Below are 19,096 nucleotides of genomic sequence, written 5' to 3' on the forward strand. Positions count from 1 at the left end.
TCCCTGGAAAGCGGTCGTGCTCAAACGAGGGTGGAGAGGTGGCGGAGCGGGCGGGGGCTCGCGGAGTCCCCGCCCGTCCAGAAGCATCAGCCTCTAGAAGCACTCCTTGACGCCCTTGTGCAGCTTCATCTTCAGACCGGAGAGCTTGAAGGTTCCGGCCGTGGTCGCCCACGCCTTCTGCTTCACACCGGTCAGAACCGCCGTGTCGGCACGCTGGCCGAAGCCGTACGGGTTGGCCTTGGTGCCCGGCTGGATGCCCGGGTCACCGTCCTTCTTGGCCAGCGAGCCCGCGGCAACGCCGATGTCGATCTGACGGAACTCGGCGTCGGCCTCGAGGTCCGAGACATCCAGGTAGATGTCCTCGGCGAGAACCGGGTTCTTCGGGTCCTGGCCGGCGGTCAGCTCGAGGCTCACGTTGCCGATGAACGGCACGTTGGGCGTCACGACCGACTGACACATGTTCGTGATCTTGGCAGTCTTGAACCCGGAGACGGCGACCGGAGCCGCGAAGTCCTTGCCCTCGAGCGTCTTGCCCGTGGCGATACTGCCGTACTGAACGAACTTGGTGCCTTCGAGCTTGTCGGCCTCAACCTTGAATTCCTGGCCAGAAATACTGAAGGACGCGGCGAGCGCACCCTGTGCCAGGCCGACGCCTATCGCTGCCGTGGCGGCAACGCTAGGCACCATGACGAGGGCGAACCGCTTCCATCTGGTTCCACCACGAGCCATTGACTCCATGACTTTCCTCCTTCTCGGACGTACATCTCCGGTCCGGACCTGCGGGGCCCGACCTGGGATGGGAGAAGTGCTACGTCCTCGGGAAGGAGAGCGCCTGTACTTTCAGGCGCTTGGTGCGTCCGAAACACTGGCGATCACCCCCGAGCGACAACCACTGGTCGCGCTGTCGCGCAACCGGTCGGACAGGCCCTGCTGTTCGGCAGGAACCCCCCTGTCCGCGACCGGCGCCACTGCCGCCGGCCGACTCGGTGGGGACCCAAGGACCCGCGGCACGGCTGGGGGCCGGGCTGGTGCGGTAATGGACCGAGCGTGGCCGATCGTGGTCCATTCCCGGCCGGGGCACAAGGGGGTTCGTTACTCGCTAGTAACGGCCTGATAACCACGACACGACCGACTGGCGCCACCCGAGCACGCTGGGTGCCACGACCCCCTGAGACAGAGTCGGAAATTGCCGCCAATAAACGGACAGAACAAGCGGATTGATGTACTCGGAGTAACAACCGCTCGGATTACCAAGTTTTGGTAAAGCGGAGTCGCGTTTTGTCACTGTGTCGCCAAAACGGCGGTGGTGCCGAGCAGGCACCACCGCCGCGGGAACGCCGAAACGGCGCTCTCATGACAGGTACGTCAGAACAGCACCCGGGCCAGCGCCGAACGCGCCGAAGTCACCCGCGGATCATCCGCACCGACGACCTCGAAGAGCTCGAGCAGCCGCAGCCGGGCCTTGTCACGGTCCTCGCCGGACGTGCGCCGCACGGTCTCGACGAGCCGGCCGAACGCGTCCTCCACATGGCCGCCGACCAGGTCCAGATCGGCCGCGGCGATCTGCGCGGCCACATCGGCCGGATCGTCGGCCGCGTCCTTGCGGACCTGCTGCGGGTCCATGTCCTTTACGCGGCCCAGCAGATCGGCCTGCGCGAGGCCCAGCTTCGCCTCGGTGTTGCCCGGGTCGTCGGCCAGCACGTTCTTGTACGCCTGGACCGCACCGCCGAAGTCACCCGCGTCCAGCGCCTGCACGGCCGCCTCCAGCAGGGCGTCGTACGGACCGGCCGGCACGGCGGCCGGAGCGGCCTCGTCGGCCTCCGGCGCCTCGGCGTCCACGACCAGGCCGGTCAGGCCGAAGCGCTCCTCGGCCACCTGGATCAGCTGGTCCAGCGTGGCGCGGATCTGTGCCTCGGGCGCCGCGCCCTGGAAGAGCGGCAGCGCCTGGCCGGCGACCACCGCGAAGACCGCCGGGATGCCCTGGATCCCGAACTGCTGCATCAGCAACTGGTTGGCATCGACGTCGATCTTGGCGAGAGCGAAGCGGCCGTTGTACTCCTTGACGAGGCGCTCCAGCAGCGGAGTCAGCTGCTTGCACGGCTCGCACCACTCGGCCCAGAAGTCGATGACGACCGGGACCTCGGTGGAACGCTGCAGGACATCGCGCTCGAAGCCCGCCTCGTCGGTGTCGATCACAAGGGTGGCGGGGGACACTGCACCGCCGCCGCCCTGACGGGCCGCCTCGGCCCGGGCCTGCTCCGCCTTCGCCTTGGCCTCTCCGGCCGCCTTCACCGCGGCAAGGTCGACGACGCCGCTCATGGACATGTTCCTAGGCTGCATGAGTACATCCTCCCCCCTCCGCGCGCCCAAGTGAAAAGCCGGACGGTCGATCCGGCTTCCGTTCCCCAGAATGTGGCGCAGGGTCCCCACCCTGACGCCTGTGGTTGTCGCTTCGAGCCCGTCCAGGAGTCTGTCCAGGCTTTCGCTACGGGTCGTAGCGTAACTGGATGCGCCCGTTCGCGTGTGAGTTTCGCTCGGTGAACTGCCTCACACGGACAGGCCCGCGATGTTTTCCTTACCGGCCGGTATGGTCACGGGCATGCCCAGCAGCACTCATCCCAAATCAGCGCGTACAGGACGTACGGGACGGCCTCGCAGCGCCGAGGCCGATGCCGCGATCCTCGAGGCCACGCGCGCCTCGCTCGTCGAGCTGGGCTGGTCGAAGCTGACGATGGGCGATGTGGCCACGCGCGCCGGGGTGGCCAAGACCACCCTCTACCGCCGCTGGACGAACAAGAACGAACTCGTCGTCGATGCCGTCGCCGTTCTCTTCGACGAACTCGAACTGCCCGACCTCGGCAGCCTCGCCGCGGACGTGGAGGCCGTCGTGCTCCAGTTCGCCACGCTGCTCGCGCAGCCGGAGACGAAGACGGCACTGATGGGCGTGGTCGCCGAGGCGACATGCGACGAGGCGCTGCGCGCCCGTATCCGCGAGGCCATCGTCGAGCGGCAGAAGCGGCTGGTGGTCGAGGGCCGCGAACGCGCCCAGGCCCGGGGTGAACTGCCGTACGAGGACGACCCCGCGATGGCGGATCTCAACACGGACCTGATCTTCGATGTGGTGGCGGGCGCCGTGGTCCACCGGGCGCTGGTGAGCGGGGAGCCGGTCGATCCGGAGTGGGCTCGCCGCTTCACCCTGCTGCTGCTGTCCGGGATAAAGGCCCTCTCGGGCTGATCCGCTCCTCTGCTCCGGCAGCAGCCGCAGAACCCCCGGCACGGATGCCGGGGGTTCAGAAGCCCTGAGCTCACAAGCCGGGGGTCAGAAGCCGGGGGGCTCCGTGTAGGTGCCCCACTCGTCGCGCAGCGCGTCGCAGATCTCGCCCAGTGTGGCCTCGGCCCGCACCGCGTCCATCATCGGCGTGATCATGTTCGATCCGTCGCGCGCCGCGGCGAGCATCGCCTCCAGCGAGGACTTCACGAGCGCGTCGTCCCGCCCGGCCTTGCGGTCGGCCAGCACGCGCACCTGCTCGCGCTCGACCTCGTGGCTGACCCGCAGGATCTCCAGGTCCCCGGTGACCGAGCCGTGGTGGACATTCACGCCCACGACGCGCTTGTCGCCCTTCTCCAGCGACTGCTGGTAGCGGAAGGCCGACTCGGCGATCTCTCCGGTGAACCAGCCGTCCTCGATCCCGCGCAGGATGCCCGAGGTCATCGGGCCGATCGGGTGCTGTCCGTCGGGGTGCGCCAGACGCCCCCGGTCCTTGATCCGGTCGAAGATCTTCTCGGCGTCGGCCTCGATCCGGTCCGTGAGCTGCTCCACGTACCAGGAACCGCCGAGCGGGTCGGCGACGTTGGCGACGCCGGTCTCCTCCATCAGCACCTGCTGGGTGCGCAGGGCGATCTCGGCGGCCTGCTCGCTGGGGAGGGCGAGGGTCTCGTCGAGGGCGTTGGTGTGCAGGGAGTTGGTGCCGCCGAGAACCGCGGACAGGGCCTCGACGGCCGTACGCACCACGTTGTTGTACGGCTGCTGGGCGGTGAGCGAGACACCGGCGGTCTGGGTGTGGAAGCGCAGCCACTGGGCCTTGTCGGTCTTCGCGCCGTACACCTCCTTCATCCACCGCGCCCAGATCCGGCGCGCGGCACGGAACTTGGCGATCTCCTCGAAGAAGTCGAGGTGCGCGTCGAAGAAGAAGGACAGGCCGGGCGCGAACGTGTCGACGTCCAGACCGCGGGACAGGCCCAGCTCCACATAGCCGAAGCCGTCGGCGAGGGTGTACGCGAGCTCCTGCGCGGCCGTCGCGCCCGCCTCGCGGATGTGGTAACCGGAGACCGACAGGGGCTTGTACGCGGGGATGCCCTGCGCGCAGTGCTCCATCAGGTCGCCGATCAGACGCAGATGCGGCTCGGGCTGGAAGAGCCACTCCTTCTGCGCGATGTACTCCTTGAAGATGTCGGTCTGCAGCGTGCCGTTCAGCACGGCCGGGTCGACGCCCTGGCGCTCGGCGGCGACCAGATACATGCAGAAGACCGGCACGGCGGGCCCGGAGATCGTCATCGACGTCGTGACATCGCCGAGCGGGATGTCCTTGAACAGGACCTCCATGTCGGCGGCGGAGTCGATGGCCACACCGCAGTGGCCGACCTCGCCCAGGGAACGCGGGTCGTCCGAGTCGCGGCCCATCAGGGTCGGCATGTCGAAGGCGACGGAGAGCCCGCCGCCGCCGGCGGCCAGGATCATCTTGTAGCGCTCGTTCGTCTGCTCGGCATTGCCGAAGCCGGCGAACTGGCGGATGGTCCAGGTGCGGCCCCGGTACCCGGTCGCGTGCAGACCGCGGGTGTAGGGGTACTCACCGGGCCATCCGATGCGCTCGAAGCCCTCGTAGGTGTCCCCGGGCCGCGGCCCGTAGACCGGCTCGACGGCATCGCCGGAGAGCGTGGTGAAGTCCGCGTCCCGCTTGCGGGCCTTGTCGTAACGGGCCTGCCAGCGTCGGCGGCCTTCCTCGATGGCGTCAGCGTCCATACCTTCAATTTACTAGGACGTCCTAGTAAATGTCGATGGCAACGCTGCGTAGCAGCGGATGAACGCAGTGGCCGCGGGCCGTGCCCGCGGCCGTTCGGAGGTGTCAGGCCTCGGCCTTGACCGGGCTCACGGCGTCCGCGATGTGCCGGCGGGTCTCCCGGGTGATCTTCGGCTCGACGAAGAAGGAGGCGAACGGAATGCAGCCCGCGGCCAGCACCCACAGCAGCTTGCCGAACGGCCACTTCGCCTTGGAGCCCAGATCGAAGGCGAAGATCACGTAGACGATGAAGAGCACACCGTGGATCTGCGAGATCAGCATGGTGTCGCCGACGTGGAACGCGTACTTCGCGACGATCGCCGCGGTGAAGACAAGCAGCCACACGGCGGTGATGTAGGCCATCGCCCGGTAGCGGGTCAGCACATTCGCTTTCATGGCCCTGAGCGTAACCGGGCGCAAGGGGCGATCTTCGCCCGGGTCGCGCCCTGCCGGCACGGTCTATTTCGCGTCGAAGTCGTCCGCCGCGATCCGCAGCGGGCGCAGCAGCGCGAAGATCTCCGCGCACTCCTCCGCGTCGTACGCGCCGAGCCCGAAGTCCATGGCCATCAGGTCGCGGGTGGCCGCCTCGACCACCTCGCGCCCCTTGTCCGTGATGGAGGCCAGGGTGCCGCGGCCGTCGTTCGGGTTCGGGCGCTTGTCGACCAGACCGGACCTCACCAGCCGGTCGACGGTGTTCGTGACCGAGGTCGGGTGCACCATCAGACGCTCGCCGATCTTGGACATCGGCAGCTCGCCGGCCTTGGAGAAGGTGAGCAGCACCAGCGCCTCGTACCGCGCGAAGGTCAGCCCGTACGGCTTGACCACGGCGTCGACCTCAGCGAGCAGGATCTGGTGGGCGCGCATGATCGAGGTGATCGCTGCCATCGAGGGCACCGGCCCCCATCGCTGCTGCCAGAGCTCATCGGCTCGGGCGATGGGGTCGAAGGGAAGACTGAGCGGCTTCGGCACGGCACCGACCTTACCCACTGGTCACATGCTGGTCAGCCCTGTCTCGCTCTTCGGTCCCTTCAGTCTTTCGGCCCAACGCGCACGGCGGACGCCGGTACCGCGCGACGTGCCTGATCACAGCGATCGTGCACAGGGTTCCGACGGCTCCGGCCCCGGCGACGACCAGGACCTCCTGCGGTGCCGGTTCGCCGTGTCCCCGCTCTGGGAGACCCAGGCGGCCGTCCGCAGCGGCTCTTGCTCGCTCCTTCCACCGTGTCCGCGCATCTGGCGGTGCTGCGGGACGCGGGTCCGCCGACCTCGCGCCGCTACGGCCATCAGGTGCTGTACGAGCGCGGCGGCGTGCGCTCGTACGGCGGAGGCGGTGGCGGACCACCCGCTCCGCCGGGCGGGGAGGCGGAGAGGACCCGGCCAAGATCGGACGGTTGTGAGCGCTCGCTCAAACAGCAGGCACGGAAGAGCCCCCGGCCCGTCGGGCCAGGGGCTCTCGGCACAACTCGCGGGGTCAGCCCGCCAGATGGCGTTCCACGGTCTCGACCTTGGAGGTCAGCGCGTCCGTCACTCCCGGGCGGATGTCGGCCTTGAGGACGAGGGAGACGCGCGGCACACGTTCCTCGACGGCGGCGACGGCGCGCCTGACGACGTCCATCACCTCGTCCCAGTCACCTTCGACCGAGGTGAACATCGCGTCCGTACGGTTGGGCAGCCCGGACTCGCGGACAACCCGCACAGCGTCGGCGACGTACTCGCCGACGTCCTCACCGACGCCCAGCGGGGTGACGGAGAAGGCGACGATCACGCGTCCACCTTGCTCTCGCGGCGGGCGCGGGTGGCGATGACGGCGTCCTGCTCGTAGCGCTTCAGCAGCTTGTCGCCGTACAGGCCGCCGAACGGCAGGAGCGCGAGAAGGAAGAAGAGGCCGACCCGCTCGAGGGGCCACTTGGTCTTCGCCCACACGTCGAGCAGCAGCACCGCGTAGATCACGAAGAGCACGCCGTGCAGGATCCCGAGAGGCATCATCAGGAAGTCGATGTCCGAAATGCGGCTCAGCAGCGAGCCGAAGATCAGCAGAGCGGGGAAGGAGAGCGCCTCCGGGACGGAGATGAGGCGCAGCCGGTGGATGGCGGTGGCGGTCTTGATGTCCACGAAGGCACCTTTGACGTCGGGGTCGGACACGACACGGTTGGACAGTGATCTTGTGAATGAATGCACAAGCGGGGGCCACCATTGTGGCATCTGCCCGTGCTGTCCCTCGTCAGGGTCCGGATCATCCCCGAGTCCCCTGTTCGGGGCCGGAATCACCGGTTAACGTCCTCCCGTGGCAATGTTCCGACTCCAAGGCAGCAAAGTGCTCGCCGTCGACATGACCGGCGACGCCGTCAAAGCGAAGAACGGTTCGATGGTCGCCTACGACGGCCAGATGACCTTCAAGAAGATGTCCGGTGGCGGTGAGGGCATCCGCGGGATGGTCACCCGCCGGCTCACCGGCGAGCAGATGACCATGATGGAAGTGAAGGGGCAGGGCACCTGCTTCTTCGCCGACCGCGCGTCCGAGATCAACCTCGTGAACCTGCATGGCGACAAGCTCTACGTCGAGTCGAGCAACCTGCTGTGCACCGACGCGGGACTGCGCACCGGCACGACGTTCACCGGACTGCGTGGCGGCGCGACGGGCAACGGGCTGTTCACCACCACCGTGGAGGGCACCGGCCAGGCGGCGGTCATGTCGGACGGTCAGGCCGTGGTGCTGCGCGTGACGCCGCAGTACCCGCTGTCGGTCGACCCCGGCGCGTACATCGCGCACCAGGGCAATCTGCGGCAGGACTTCCAGTCGGGTGTGACCTTCCGCACGTTCCTCGGTGAGGGCGGCGGCGAGGCGTTCCAGATCCGCTTCGAGGGCGACGGGCTCGTCTACGTCCAGCCGAGCGAGCGGAACACCGTCGGAGGGGACGTCTGATGCCGTTCCGCGAGGTCAATTCCAAGATGGTCGAGGCCACCGTGGTCCCGGGCCAGAAGATGTACTCCCAGCGCGGCGCCATGCTCGCGTACAAGGGCGAGGTCTCGTTCACGCCGAACATGAGCGGCGGTCAGGGCGGGCTGATGTCGATGATCGGGCGCCGCGTGGCGAACGAGGCGACGCCACTGATGACGGTCGAGGGCAGCGGGACCGTGATGTTCGGCCACGGCGGCCATCACATCCAGGTCATCAACCTCACCGGCGACACCCTCTGTGTCGAGGCGGACCGGCTGCTCGCTTTCGACGGGACACTGCAGCAGGGAACGATGTTCATGGGCTCGCAGGGCGGGGTCATGGGCATGGTGCGCGGGCAGGTGACCGGCCAGGGCCTGTTCACCACGACCCTCAAGGGCCACGGCGCGGTCGCGGTGATGGCGCACGGCGGAGTGATCGAGCTGCCGATCACCCCGGGGCGGGCGGTCCATGTGGACCCGCAGGCGTATGTCGCGCACCACGGCGACGTACGCAACAAGCTCTCCACGGCGCTGGGTTGGCGCGACATGGTGGGCCGCGGCTCGGGCGAGGCGTTCCAGCTCGAGCTCAGCGGCAGCGGTGCGGTGTACGTCCAGGCGTCGGAGGAGAAGCTGTGAGCACGCCGGTGATTTTCGACCCGACGACGCTGCCGAGCGACGACAACGTCAATCCGTACACCTTCTGCGTGGAGCTCAAGTCGAGCCAGTGGTTCCTGCAGAAGGGCAAGATGATCGCCTATTACGGGCGCATCGACTTCAACGGAATCGGCCACGGCCGGCTCGACCGGCTGAGGCGTACGTCCTTCCATTCGCCGCTGCACGCGAGCGACTGGGTGGTGGCGGAGGGCGGCGGCAAGATGCTGCTCGCCGACCGGGCCTTCGAAGTCAACTCCTTCGACCTCGACAACGGCAATCTCACGATCCGGTCCGGCAATCTGCTCGCGTTTCAGCCGACGCTGGCACTGAAGCAGTCGATCGTGCCGGGGTTCGTGACGCTGATCGGGACGGGGAAGTTCGTCGCCGCCTCGAACGGCCCGGTGGTCTTCATGGAGCCGCCGATCAGGGTGGATCCGCAGGCCCTCGTGGGGTGGGCGGACTGTCCGTCACCCTGCCACCACTACGACCACGGCTATATGTCCGGGGTGATGGGCGGGGTGCGCGCGCTGACCGGAATCGGCGGGGCGTCGGGTGAGGAGCACCAGTTCGAGTTCGTCGGCGCGGGCACGGTGCTGCTGCAGTCGACCGAGGTGCTGATGGCCGAGCACGCGACGGGCACCGTGCCGTCGGAGCCAGGAGTTCCGGGCGGCCACGGCGGCCCCGCGGGCGGCGGTCAACACGGCTCCGCACCGCGTCTTCCCGGCCAGCTGGGGGACCTCCAGCGTCGCTTCGGCCTGTGAACGGTAGTCTGCGGAGTGTGACGTCGAACGTCTGCACCCTTGTTGCGTACGGGGCCGGGTGCCGTACGTCACACTCCCAGATTTCGTCCGCTTTTCAACTTCTTAGGGTAGTATCCATATATGGAGACCGAGACGGCCACTCGCTGGCTGACCGATGACGAGCAGTGCACCTGGCGCACCCATCTGGACGTCAGCCGGTTGCTGATGCACCAGCTCGAGAAGGACCTCCAGCCGTTCGGACTGACCAACAACGACTACGAGATCCTGGTCAACCTCTCCGAGTCGGCGGACCGGCGGATGCGGATGAGCGACCTCGCCGCGGCCACGCTGCAGTCCAAGAGCCGCCTCTCCCACCAGATCACCCGCATGGAGAACGCCGGCCTGGTGCGCCGGGAGCACTGCGAGTCGGACCGCCGCGGTCTGTACGCCGTGCTGACCGACGACGGGATCGCGACCATGCAGAAGGTCGCACCGCACCATGTGGCGTCCGTGCGCAAGCACTTCATCGACCTGCTCACGCCGGAGGCGCTGGAGGACCTGCGGGCCTCGCTGACTCCGGTCGCCGAGCATCTGCGTGGCCGGCGCAGCAAGCTCTGACCCCACCGGCCGCCCCGCGCCGTGCCGTGTCCGGCAGGACGGACGCACGGCCGCCCGTGCGACCGGGCAGCCCGATGGCGAGCAGCGCACCGATCAGGGCCACGGCCGCGAGGGCCATCAGGGCGGAGCCCATCGCGGAGGCGAAGGACTCGCCGCTCCAGTGCGGCCCGCCGCCCGACCGGCCGTCGACGGCGCGAGGCGCGGAGACGGAAACCAGCATCGTGGCAGCGGCGACGCCCAGCGTCGGGCCGATGTTCATGGCGGTCTGCTGGAGTCCGCCGGCCACCCCTGCGTCGCCCACCGACGCCCGGCGCACGACGACGGCCGTCGCGGCGACCATCACCGGGCCGAAGCCGGCGCCCAGAAGGAGAAAGCTGCCGCCGATCGCGATCGGCGTCGACGCCTGGTCGAGCCGGGACACCGCGAGGATGCCGAGGGCGAGCAGCGCCATCGCCGCCACGGCCGTCCGGCGGGGCCCCTGCCGGTGCAGCAGCAGCGCCGAGGCGGGCGCACTCAGCACCATCATCAGGGCCAGGGGCAGCACTCTCAGACCGGTCTCGAGCGGGTCCAGCACCAGGACGTCCTGAAGGAAATAGGTCCCGACGAACAGTGTGCCGAACAGTGCTGCCGACGCCGCCAGCAGGACGGCGAGCGCCGAGGGCACGGCCGCGGTACCCAGAAGGGCGGAGGGCACCAGCGGACTCGCCGTACGCCGCTCATGACGGACGAACGCGGCGCTCGCGGCGGCGAACACCCCGCATCCCAGCGCCGTCGCCCCCGTCCAGCCTGTCCGGGGTGTCTCGACGAGCGTGTGCACAAGGCACACCAGTGCCAGGGCGAGAAGGCCGGCACCGGGCAGGTCCAGCCGGACGGCACCCATGTTCCGGGGCTGCGGCACCCGGACGGCGAGCGCGAGCAGGCCCATCACGAGCGCCGGTACGACATTGACGAGGAAGACGGCTCGCCAGCCGAGGTGGGCGACCAGTGCACCGCCGACGACCGGCCCCGCGGCCGCTGCCAGTCCGATGGCACTGGTACGCAAGGCGATCGGCGTGCCGAGCCGGTCGGGGGGATACACCGCGCGCAGCATCCCGAGCGTGGCCGGTTGCAGCAGCGCTCCGAAGATCCCCTGGACGACGCGCAGGCCGATCACCCAGCCGATGCCGGGCGCCAGGCCGATACCCGCCGAAGCGGCCGCGAACCCCACCATCCCCGCGGCGAAGACCCGCTGATGCCCGTACCGGTCGCCGAGGCGGCCGGCGAATACGAGCAGGCTCGCCACGGCGATGAGATATCCGGTGCTGGTCCACTGGACCTGTACGAACGAGGCGTCCAGGTCCCGCTGAAGGGTGGGCTGAGCGACGACCAGCACGGTGCCGTCCAGGGCCACGATCGCCGCCCCGGTGATGCTGCCCGCGAGGGTGAGACGCCGATGGCGCCGTGAGCTCATCGGGCCGCCTCCGGCCCGAGGTGCGCGTCCAGCGCGGCACGGAGCAGCGGTTCGACGTCGTCCCCGCCCACAGCGAGGGGAAGACTTCCCCATGCCCACAGCTGCGCGATGCCGTGCAGATTCGCCCACAGCGCGCCCGCGACGAGCCGGGGTGGCGCGTCGGAGTGTGGTTGTGCCCTGGCCACGAGATCCACCAGCACCTCGAAGAGCGGGAGGCTGGTCTCCCGCAGGCCGAGACGGCCGCTCTCCAGCAGGTCATGACGGAACATCAGCTCGAACATGCCGCGGTCGGCCAGCGCGAAGCCGAGATACACGCGTCCCAGCGACATGAGCTGGGCGCGGGGGCCTGCCTGGCTGTCGCCGATCGCCTCGGCGACCTGGCCGGCCAGATCGGCGAAGCCCTCACGCGCGATGGCGGACAGCAGTTCCAGGTGGGTCGGGAAGTAACGGCGCGGGGCACCGTGCGAGACGCCCGCCTGGCGGGCGATCTCCCGCAGGGACAGCGCCTGGACACCCTCCCGCCTCAGCAGGTCGACACCGGCGTCGATCAAACGGGCACGCAGACCCGAGTCCTGTTCACTCATAGACACTGTCTACCAGGCGGGGGTAGACAGTGTCTACCGAGGAAGGATCCGGTCGCGGACGGCGTCAGGACGTGGTCAGACCCGCCACCAGTTCGTCCGCCGCCGTGTACGGGTCCAGTTCGCCCGCCACGATCCGCTGTGCCAGAGCGTCCAGGTGGCGGTCGCCGTGCAGATCGCCGATGCGTTCGCGCAGTGCGGTGACCGCGATGGTCTCCACCTCATGGGCCGCGCGGCGGGCCCGGCGCTCCGTCAGAACGCCGTGCTCCTCCATCCACGCGCGGTGCTTCTCCAGCGCCTCGACGACCTCGTCGATCCCCTCGTTCCGCGCCGCGACCGTCTTCACGATCGGCGGGCGCCAGTCGCCGGGGCCGCGGGACTCGCCCAGGCCCAGCATGTGGTTGAGCTCGCGGGCGGTGGCATCCGCACCGTCCCGGTCCGCCTTGTTCACGACGTACACGTCGCCGATCTCGAGGATGCCCGCCTTGGCCGCCTGGATACCGTCGCCCATGCCCGGCGCCAGCAGCACCACGGAGGTGTCGGCCTGGGAGGCGATCTCCACCTCCGACTGGCCCACGCCCACCGTCTCGACCAGGATCACCTCGCAGCCGGCCGCGTCCAGGACACGGATCGCCTGCGGTGCGGCCCAGGCCAGGCCACCCAGATGGCCGCGGGTGGCCATCGAGCGGATGTAGACGCCGGGGTCGGAGGCGTGGTCCGACATCCGGACCCGGTCGCCGAGCAGCGCCCCGCCCGAGAAGGGCGAGGACGGGTCGACGGCCAGCACTCCCACCCGCTTGCCTGCCCGCCGGTACGCCGACACCAGCGCCGACGTGGACGTCGACTTGCCGACACCCGGCGAACCGGTCAGACCGACGACGTACGCCCCTCCGGTCAGCGGCGCGAGCGCCGCCATCACCTCGCGCAGCTGCGGCGACGCCCCCTCGACCAGCGAGATCAGCCGGGCCACGGCCCGGGGCCTGCCCTCGCGCGCCTGGGCGACCAGCTCGGGGACGTCCGCCATCACTGCTCCGTTCCTTGAGTTAGGGACGCGTACTTCGGATTGGGGCGAGAAGCGCGCCCGGGTTACTTGCCCGGGACGCGAAGGATCAGCGCGTCGCCCTGGCCGCCGCCGCCGCACAGTGCCGCCGCACCGACACCGCCGCCGCGGCGCTTGAGCTCCAGCGCCAAGTGCAGCACGACACGGGCACCGGACATGCCGATCGGGTGGCCCAGCGCGATGGCGCCGCCGTTGACGTTCACCTTTTCCGGGGTCACGCCGAGGTCCTTCATTGACTGCACGGCAACGGCCGCGAAGGCCTCGTTGATCTCGATGAGGTCGAGGTCCTCGACGGCGATGCCCTCCTTGCCCACCGCGTGCTTGATGGCGTTGGACGGCTGCGACTGGAGCGAGTTGTCGGGGCCGGCCACGTTGCCGTGGGCGCCGATCTCGGCGATCCACTCCAGGCCCAGCTCCTCGGCCTTGGCCTTGCTCATCACCACGACCGCCGCGGCGCCGTCGGAGATCTGCGAGGAGGTGCCGGCGGTGATCGTGCCGTCCTTGGCGAAGGCGGGGCGCAGCTTGCCGAGCGAGTCCACCGTGGTCTCACCACGGATGCCCTCGTCCTTGCTGAAGATCACCGGCTCGCCCTTGCGCTGCGGGATCTCGACGGGCGTGATCTCGGCCTCGAACAGGCCGTTCTTCTGCGCGGCCGCGGCGCGCTGGTGCGAGAGCGCCGCGATCTCGTCCTGCTCCGGACGGGCGATACCGAGCCGGGTGTTGTGCTTCTCGGTGGACTCGCCCATGGCGACGTTCTCGAAGGAGTCGGTGAGACCGTCGTACGCCATGGCGTCGAGCATCTCGACGGCGCCGTACTTGTAGCCCTCGCGCGACTTGGGCAGCAGGTGCGGGGCGTTGGTCATCGACTCCTGGCCGCCGGCCACGACGATGTCGAACTCACCGGCGCGGATCAGCTGGTCGGCCAGGGCGATGGCGTCCAGTCCGGACAGACAGACCTTGTTGATCGTGAGGGCGGGGACGTTCATCGGGATGCCGCCCTTGACCGCGGCCTGGCGGGCCGGGATCTGCCCCGCGCCTGCCTGCAGCACCTGCCCCATGATCACGTACTGCACCTGATCGCCGCCGATGCCCGCCCGGTCCAGCGCCGCCTTGATGGCGAAGCCGCCGAGGTCGGCACCGGAGAAGGACTTGAGCGAGCCGAGCAGACGGCCCATGGGCGTACGAGCGCCCGCGACGATCACGGAGGTGTTACCGGTCGTTCCAGACATGTGCACGATCCCCTTACCAGCCGCAGCTGAGGAGTGAACGAGGGTTTACCTCAAATGTACTGAGCGGTACCGGCTCGGGTCACCGGGCTGCCGGTGTGATCGCGCGCACGTTGCGTAACCGCCCGCAATGGCGCTGCACTGGAGAAATGCTGACGCGAATCGACCACATCGGGATCGCCTGCTTCGACCTCGACAAGACTGTCGAGTTCTACCGGGCCACGTACGGCTTCGAGGTGTTCCACTCCGAGGTCAATGAAGAGCAGGGCGTGCGGGAAGCCATGCTCAAGATCAATGAGACGTCCGACGGCGGCGCCTCCTACCTCCAGCTCCTGGAGCCCACCCGCGAGGACTCCGCGGTGGGAAAGTGGCTGGCCAAGAACGGTGAGGGCGTCCACCACATCGCCTTCGGCACCGCGGACGTGGACGGCGACGCGCAGTCCATCCGGGACAAGGGCGTGCGGGTTCTGTACGACGAACCGCGTATCGGCTCCATGGGTTCGCGTATCACCTTCCTCCACCCCAAGGACTGCCACGGCGTACTCACCGAACTCGTCACGTCTGCAACGGAGCACTGACCTGAGGATTCCCGGCCCGGTAGAGTGGGCGATTCCGGGCCGGGGCCGGGTCGGGGCCGTGCCGCGTCCTCGTCATTGATCTGTCACCATTCCCCGGGGGGCCGTTCGCCGACGAACGGTCTCGTACGGAGACAAGTTGCGACCAGGGGACGGATGGGACCGCGCAGTGCGGGGCTACGAACGCCAGGAGAGCCACCGAGCTGAGGACGACCACCTCTCGCGGTTCGAGGCCGAGATGGACCGGCTGAAGACCGAGCGGGAGAAGGCCGTCCAGCACGCCGAAGACCTGGGCTACCAGGTCGAGGTTTTGCGTGCAAAGCTCCATGAGGCGCGCCGTAATCTCGCCTCCCGTCCTGCCTACGACAACGCAGACATCGGCTATCAGGCCGAGCAGCTGCTGCGGAACGCCCAGATCCAGGCCGACCAGCTGCGCATGGACGCCGAGCGCGAGCTGCGCGAGGCCCGTGCCCAGACGCAGCGCATCCTCCAGGAGCACGCCGAGCACCAGGCGCGGCTGCAGGCCGAGCTGCATTCCGAGGCCAACCAGCGTCGCCAGCGCCTCGACCAGGAGCTGGCCGAGCGCCGTCAGACCGTCGAGTCGCACGTCAACGAGAACGTCGCCTGGGCCGAGCAGCTGCGCGCCCGCAGCGAGTCCCAGGCCCAGCGGCTGATCGACGAGACCCGCGCCGAGGCCGAGCAGGCGCTCGCCGCGGCCCGCGCCGAGGCCGTCCGGATCGCCGAGGAGGCCCGCAGGCGGGTGGCCTCGGAGGCGGAGAGCGCCCGCACTGAAGCGGAAGCGATCCTTCTGCGTGCCCGCAAGGACGCCGAGCGGCTGCTGACCGCCGCGTCCAACCAGGCCCAGGAGGCCACCAGCCACGCCGAGCAGCTGCGCTCCTCCACCAGCGCCGAGTCCGATCAGGCACGCCAGCAGGCCGCCGAGCTCAGCCGCGCCGCCGAGCAGCGGGCCCAGCAGGCCGAGGAGAAGCTGCGCGAGGCACGCGCCGAGGCCGAGAAGCTGGTCACCGAGGCCAAGGAGGCCGCCTCCAAGCAGCTGGCCGCCTCCGAGTCGGTCAACGAGCAGCGCACCCGTACCGCCAAGGCGGAGATCGCCCGGCTGGTCAGCGAGGCCACCAAGGAGTCCGAGGCGCTGAAGGCCGAGGCGGAGCAGGCGCTCGCCGATGCCCGTGCCGAGGCGGAGAAGCTGGTCGCGGGCGCGGCCGACAAGGCCCGTACCGCCGCCGCCGAGGACTCCGCCGCCCACCTCGCCAAGGCCGCCCGCACCGCCGAGGAGGTGCTCAACAAGGCCTCCGAGGACGCCAAGGACACCACCCGCAAGGCGAGCGAGGAGGCCGAGCGGATCCGCCGCGAGGCCGAGGCCGAGGCGGACCGGCTGCGCGGCGAGGCCGCCGAGCAGGCAGACCAGCTCAAGGGCGCGGCCAAGGACGACACCAAGGAGTACCGCGCCAAGACCGTCGAGCTGCAGGAGGAGGCACGCAGGCTGCGCGGCGAGGCCGAGCAGCTGCGTGCCGAGGCGGTCGCCGAGGGCGAGCGCATCCGTGGCGAGGCGCGCCGCGAGGCCGTCCAGCAGATCGAGGAGGCGGCCAGCACCGCCGAGGAGCTGCTGACCAAGGCGCGCACCGACGCCGACGAGCTGCGCGCCGCCGCGAGCGGCGACAGCGAGCGGGTGCGTACGGAGGCGATCGAACGCGCCACCACCCTGCGCAAGCAGGCCGAGGAGACCCTGGAGCGCACCCGCGCGGAGGCCGACCGCCTGCGCGGCGAGGCCGAGGAACTGGCCGACGGTGTACGGGCGGCCGCCGAGAGCGCCGCGGCCGAGCTGCGCCAGGAGACCGAGCGCGCCGTAGCGGCCCGCCAGAGCGAGGCCGCCGATGAACTGACCCGGCTGCACACCGAGGCCGAGACCCGTCTGGCGACCGCCGAGGAGCGCCTTTCCGAGGCGCGCGGCGAGGCCGAGCGGATCCGCCGCGAGGCGGCCGAGGAGACCGAGCGGGTGCGCGCCGAGGCCGCCGAGCGGCTGCGTACGCTGCAGGCGCAGGCCGAGCAGGAGGCGGAGCGGCTGCGCGACGAGGCCGCCGCCGACGCCTCGGCCTCCCGCGCCGAGGGTGAGGCGGTCGCGGTTCGGCTGCGCACCGATGCGGCGACCGAGGCCGAGCGGCTCAAGAACGAGGCCCAGGACACGGCCGACCGGGTACGGGCCGAGGCCGCCGCCGCCGCGGAGCGCGTGGGCGCGGAGGCCGCCGAGGCGCTCGCCGCCGCCCAGGAGGAGGCGAACCGCCGCCGCCGGGAGGCGGAGGAGATTCTCGACTCGGCGCGTACGGAGGCCAACCAGGAGCGGGAGCTGGCCCGCGAGCAGAGCGAGGAGCTGCTCGCGTCCGCCCGCAGGCGCGTCGAGGAGGCGCAGACGGAGGCGCACCGGCTCGTCGAGGAGGCCGACCGGCGTGCCGCCGAGATGGTCTCGGCCGCCGAGCAGACCGCACAGCAGGTGCGGGACTCCGTCAACGGTCTTCAGGAGCAGGCCGAGGAAGAGATCGCCGGGCTGCGCAGTGCGGCCGAGCACGCGGCGGAGCGCACCAGGACCGAGGCGCAGGAAGAGGCGGACCGGGTCCGCGCCGATGCGTACGCGGAGCGGGAGCGGGCATCCGAGGACGCGGCCCGGCTGCGCGCCAGGGCCCAGGAGGAGTCCGAGGCCGCGCAGGCGCTGGCCGAGCGGACCATGAACGATGCGATCACCGAGTCGGACCGGCTGCGCTCCGACACCGCGGAGTACGCGCAGCGGGTGCGGACGGAAGCCTCGGACGCGCTGGCCTCCGCCGACCAGGACGCGTCGCGCACCAGGGCCGAGGCCCGCGAGGACGCCAACCGGATCCGTTCCGAGGCGGCCGCGCAGGTGGATCTGCTGATCGGCGAGGCGACGAGCGAGTCGGAGCGGCTGCGGACCGAGGCGGCCGAACTGCGCGCGTCGGCCGACGCGGAGGCCACCCGGCTGCTCATCGAGGCCGAGCAGATCAAGGTGGACGGCGAGGCCGAGATCGAGCGGCTGCGGACCGCGGTGCGTACCGACCGCGAGCAGGTGCTCGACGAGGCCAGGCAGGCCGCCGACAAGCGCCGCGCCGATGCGGCGGCGCAGGCCGACCAGCTGATCACCGAGGCGAGCGGTGAGGCGGAGCGGCTGCGCGCCGAGGCCGCCGACGCGGTGGGCTCGGCCCAGCAGGCGGCCGAGCGCATCAGGGCGGAGGCCCAGAAGGTCAAGGCGGACGCGGAGGCAGCTGCCGACCGGATCCGCACCGAGGCCCGCGCCGCGGCCGACCGCACGGTGGACGAGGCCCGCGAGACCGCGGCCAAGCGTCGTGCGGACGCCGCCAAGCAGGTCGACCAGCTGATCTCCAAGGCCCAGGAGGAGGCGCTGCGTGCGGCCACCGAGGCCGAGGAGCAGGCGGACGCCATGGTGGGCGCGGCCCGCAAGGAGGCCGAGCGGCTGGTCGCCGAGGCGATCGTCGAGGGCAACACCCTGGTGGAGAAGGCACGGACGGACGCCGACGAGCTGCTGGTCGGTGCGCGCCGGGACTCCACGGCCATCCGGGAGCGCGGCGAGGAGCTGCGGGCCCGGGTGGAGAACGAGGTCGAGGAACTGCACGAGCGGGCCCGTCGCGAGACGGCCGAGCAGATGAGATCGGCCGGCGAGCGGGCCGACCAGCTGGTCAAGACCGCCGATGAGCAGAAGGCCGAGGCCGAGGCGAAAGCCAAGGAACTGCTGTCCGAAGCCAATTCGGAGGCGGGCAAGGTCAGGATCGCCGCCGTGCGCAAGGCGGAGGCCCTGCTGAAGGAGGCCGCGCAGAAGAAGGCCGAGCTGGTCCGCGAGGCGGAGCGGGTCAAGGCGGAGGCCGACGGCGAGGCCGAGCGCACGGTCGCCGAGGGCAAGCGGGAACTCGATGTGCTGGTGCGCCGTCGCGAGGACATCCAGGCCGAGATTTCCCGGGTCCAGGACGTGCTGGAGGCCTTGGAGTCCTTCGAGACTCCCGGTGCGGGCAAGGACGGTGGAGTCAAGGCGGGCGCGTCGGCGGGTGTTACACGTTCGAGTGGCAAGTCATCGGACGGCTAGCCACTCAAAAGACTGGACATTCTCCATATCAAACGGGCATCCGCTCGATGACACGCCGCTTCGGCCCCTAGGATT

The 19,096-nt window shown here is 70.0% G+C and carries 18 protein-coding genes and 1 pseudogene; 8 read left to right on the plus strand and 11 right to left on the minus strand.

Translation table 11 applies throughout. The annotated features are described in order from the left end of the window. Positions 1 to 93: 93 nt before the first annotated feature. Positions 94 to 738 (minus strand): DUF6230 family protein, encoded by a 645-nt coding sequence (locus OHS70_RS11210; RefSeq protein ID WP_328396277.1) that lies wholly within the window; start codon positions 736 to 738, stop codon positions 94 to 96. Positions 739 to 1,365: 627 nt separating this feature from the next. Next, positions 1,366 to 2,340 carry a tetratricopeptide repeat protein gene (locus OHS70_RS11215; RefSeq protein WP_328396279.1) on the minus strand — a complete coding sequence of 325 codons (975 nt, stop codon included), beginning with the start codon at positions 2,338 to 2,340 and terminating at the stop codon, positions 1,366 to 1,368. 247 nt (positions 2,341 to 2,587) lie between these two features. Between OHS70_RS11215 and OHS70_RS11220 the strand changes: the two genes are divergently transcribed. Beyond that, entirely contained in the window at positions 2,588 to 3,235 is a 648-nt protein-coding gene (locus tag OHS70_RS11220; RefSeq protein ID WP_384045966.1) for a TetR/AcrR family transcriptional regulator, read from the plus strand. Between the two features lie 84 nt (positions 3,236 to 3,319). Here OHS70_RS11220 and OHS70_RS11225 read toward each other — a convergent pair whose 3' ends face one another. The 3 genes from OHS70_RS11225 to OHS70_RS11235 all read right to left on the minus strand — a co-directional run bounded on the left by OHS70_RS11225 (position 3,320) and on the right by OHS70_RS11235 (position 6,026). Then, positions 3,320 to 5,020 (minus strand): acyl-CoA mutase large subunit family protein, encoded by a 1,701-nt coding sequence (locus tag OHS70_RS11225; RefSeq protein WP_328396283.1) that lies wholly within the window; start codon positions 5,018 to 5,020, stop codon positions 3,320 to 3,322. A 103-nt stretch (positions 5,021 to 5,123) separates the two neighbouring features. Further along, a complete protein-coding gene (locus OHS70_RS11230; protein ID WP_328396285.1) occupies positions 5,124 to 5,453 on the minus strand; it encodes a DUF3817 domain-containing protein in 330 nt (109 codons plus the stop codon). A 63-nt stretch (positions 5,454 to 5,516) separates the two neighbouring features. Then, positions 5,517 to 6,026: a MarR family winged helix-turn-helix transcriptional regulator gene (locus OHS70_RS11235; RefSeq protein ID WP_328396287.1), complete on the minus strand. Its 510-nt coding sequence runs from the start codon at positions 6,024 to 6,026 to the stop codon at positions 5,517 to 5,519. 198 nt (positions 6,027 to 6,224) lie between these two features. Here OHS70_RS11235 and OHS70_RS11240 point away from each other — a divergent pair. Beyond that, positions 6,225 to 6,359, plus strand: a pseudogene (locus tag OHS70_RS11240) (transcriptional regulator); the annotation flags it as partial. Positions 6,360 to 6,528: 169 nt separating this feature from the next. Here the strand turns inward: OHS70_RS11240 and OHS70_RS11245 are convergent. Together OHS70_RS11245 and OHS70_RS11250 are read right to left on the minus strand one after the other, a co-directional pair. After that, positions 6,529 to 6,822 (minus strand): MTH1187 family thiamine-binding protein, encoded by a 294-nt coding sequence (locus tag OHS70_RS11245; RefSeq protein ID WP_328396289.1) that lies wholly within the window; start codon positions 6,820 to 6,822, stop codon positions 6,529 to 6,531. Then, positions 6,819 to 7,169: a DUF3817 domain-containing protein gene (locus OHS70_RS11250; protein WP_328396291.1), complete on the minus strand. Its 351-nt coding sequence runs from the start codon at positions 7,167 to 7,169 to the stop codon at positions 6,819 to 6,821. Before OHS70_RS11250 ends, OHS70_RS11245 begins: the two co-directional genes overlap by 4 nt. Before the next feature lie 178 nt (positions 7,170 to 7,347). Between OHS70_RS11250 and OHS70_RS11255 the strand changes: the two genes are divergently transcribed. The 4 genes from OHS70_RS11255 (at position 7,348) to OHS70_RS11270 (ending at position 10,006) form a co-directional block, all read left to right on the plus strand. Next, complete coding sequence (locus OHS70_RS11255; protein WP_328405553.1) at positions 7,348 to 7,980, plus strand: AIM24 family protein; 633 nt, start codon at positions 7,348 to 7,350, stop codon at positions 7,978 to 7,980. Then, on the plus strand, positions 7,980 to 8,630 hold the full coding sequence (locus OHS70_RS11260; RefSeq protein ID WP_328396293.1) for an AIM24 family protein: 651 nt from the start codon (positions 7,980 to 7,982) through the stop codon (positions 8,628 to 8,630). Before OHS70_RS11255 ends, OHS70_RS11260 begins: the two co-directional genes overlap by 1 nt. Continuing rightward, on the plus strand, positions 8,627 to 9,409 hold the full coding sequence (locus OHS70_RS11265) for an AIM24 family protein (RefSeq protein ID WP_328396295.1): 783 nt from the start codon (positions 8,627 to 8,629) through the stop codon (positions 9,407 to 9,409). Before OHS70_RS11260 ends, OHS70_RS11265 begins: the two co-directional genes overlap by 4 nt. 120 nt (positions 9,410 to 9,529) lie before the next feature. Beyond that, a complete protein-coding gene (locus tag OHS70_RS11270) occupies positions 9,530 to 10,006 on the plus strand; it encodes a MarR family winged helix-turn-helix transcriptional regulator (RefSeq protein ID WP_328396297.1) in 477 nt (158 codons plus the stop codon). On the opposite strand, the gene OHS70_RS11275 is transcribed toward OHS70_RS11270, so the two are convergent. The 4 genes from OHS70_RS11275 to OHS70_RS11290 form a co-directional block, all read right to left on the minus strand. Continuing rightward, complete coding sequence (locus tag OHS70_RS11275) at positions 9,924 to 11,456, minus strand: MFS transporter (protein WP_328396299.1); 1,533 nt, start codon at positions 11,454 to 11,456, stop codon at positions 9,924 to 9,926. The two genes, OHS70_RS11270 and OHS70_RS11275, sit on opposite strands and share 83 nt — an antisense overlap. After that, complete coding sequence (locus OHS70_RS11280; protein WP_328396301.1) at positions 11,453 to 12,040, minus strand: TetR/AcrR family transcriptional regulator; 588 nt, start codon at positions 12,038 to 12,040, stop codon at positions 11,453 to 11,455. The genes OHS70_RS11275 and OHS70_RS11280 overlap by 4 nt, the downstream gene beginning before the upstream one ends. 64 nt (positions 12,041 to 12,104) lie before the next feature. Next, positions 12,105 to 13,061, minus strand: a complete 957-nt coding sequence (gene meaB, locus OHS70_RS11285) for a methylmalonyl Co-A mutase-associated GTPase MeaB (RefSeq protein WP_328396303.1) — start codon at positions 13,059 to 13,061, stop codon at positions 12,105 to 12,107. Positions 13,062 to 13,123: 62 nt separating this feature from the next. After that, the gene (locus tag OHS70_RS11290; RefSeq protein ID WP_328396305.1) at positions 13,124 to 14,326 is read right to left on the minus strand and encodes an acetyl-CoA C-acetyltransferase; all 1,203 of its coding nucleotides are present in this window, start codon (positions 14,324 to 14,326) and stop codon (positions 13,124 to 13,126) included. A gap of 146 nt (positions 14,327 to 14,472) precedes the next feature. On the opposite strand from OHS70_RS11290, the gene mce reads away from it, so the two are divergent. Together mce and scy are read left to right on the plus strand one after the other, a co-directional pair. Next, positions 14,473 to 14,901: a methylmalonyl-CoA epimerase gene (mce, locus tag OHS70_RS11295; RefSeq protein ID WP_328396307.1), complete on the plus strand. Its 429-nt coding sequence runs from the start codon at positions 14,473 to 14,475 to the stop codon at positions 14,899 to 14,901. Between the two features lie 166 nt (positions 14,902 to 15,067). Beyond that, positions 15,068 to 19,021, plus strand: a complete 3,954-nt coding sequence (gene scy / locus OHS70_RS11300; RefSeq protein WP_328396309.1) for a polarized growth protein Scy — start codon at positions 15,068 to 15,070, stop codon at positions 19,019 to 19,021. The last annotated feature ends 75 nt before the right edge of the window (positions 19,022 to 19,096 follow it).

This window comes from Streptomyces sp. NBC_00390 (assembly GCF_036057275.1).
GTDB lineage: Bacteria > Actinomycetota > Actinomycetes > Streptomycetales > Streptomycetaceae > Streptomyces.

Coding starts and splice junctions, on each gene's coding strand:
- OHS70_RS11210 (WP_328396277.1), bottom strand. CDS start 738: ATGGAGTCAATGGCTCGTGGTGGAACCAGATGGAAGCGGTTCGCCCTC.
- OHS70_RS11215 (WP_328396279.1), bottom strand. CDS start 2,340: ATGCAGCCTAGGAACATGTCCATGAGCGGCGTCGTCGACCTTGCCGCG.
- OHS70_RS11220 (WP_384045966.1), top strand. CDS start 2,588: ATGGTCACGGGCATGCCCAGCAGCACTCATCCCAAATCAGCGCGTACA.
- OHS70_RS11225 (WP_328396283.1), bottom strand. CDS start 5,020: ATGGACGCTGACGCCATCGAGGAAGGCCGCCGACGCTGGCAGGCCCGT.
- OHS70_RS11230 (WP_328396285.1), bottom strand. CDS start 5,453: ATGAAAGCGAATGTGCTGACCCGCTACCGGGCGATGGCCTACATCACC.
- OHS70_RS11255 (WP_328405553.1), top strand. CDS start 7,348: ATGTTCCGACTCCAAGGCAGCAAAGTGCTCGCCGTCGACATGACCGGC.
- OHS70_RS11260 (WP_328396293.1), top strand. CDS start 7,980: ATGCCGTTCCGCGAGGTCAATTCCAAGATGGTCGAGGCCACCGTGGTC.
- OHS70_RS11270 (WP_328396297.1), top strand. CDS start 9,530: ATGGAGACCGAGACGGCCACTCGCTGGCTGACCGATGACGAGCAGTGC.
- OHS70_RS11275 (WP_328396299.1), bottom strand. CDS start 11,456: ATGAGCTCACGGCGCCATCGGCGTCTCACCCTCGCGGGCAGCATCACC.
- OHS70_RS11280 (WP_328396301.1), bottom strand. CDS start 12,040: ATGAGTGAACAGGACTCGGGTCTGCGTGCCCGTTTGATCGACGCCGGT.
- meaB (WP_328396303.1), bottom strand. CDS start 13,061: ATGGCGGACGTCCCCGAGCTGGTCGCCCAGGCGCGCGAGGGCAGGCCC.
- OHS70_RS11290 (WP_328396305.1), bottom strand. CDS start 14,326: ATGTCTGGAACGACCGGTAACACCTCCGTGATCGTCGCGGGCGCTCGT.
- mce (WP_328396307.1), top strand. CDS start 14,473: ATGCTGACGCGAATCGACCACATCGGGATCGCCTGCTTCGACCTCGAC.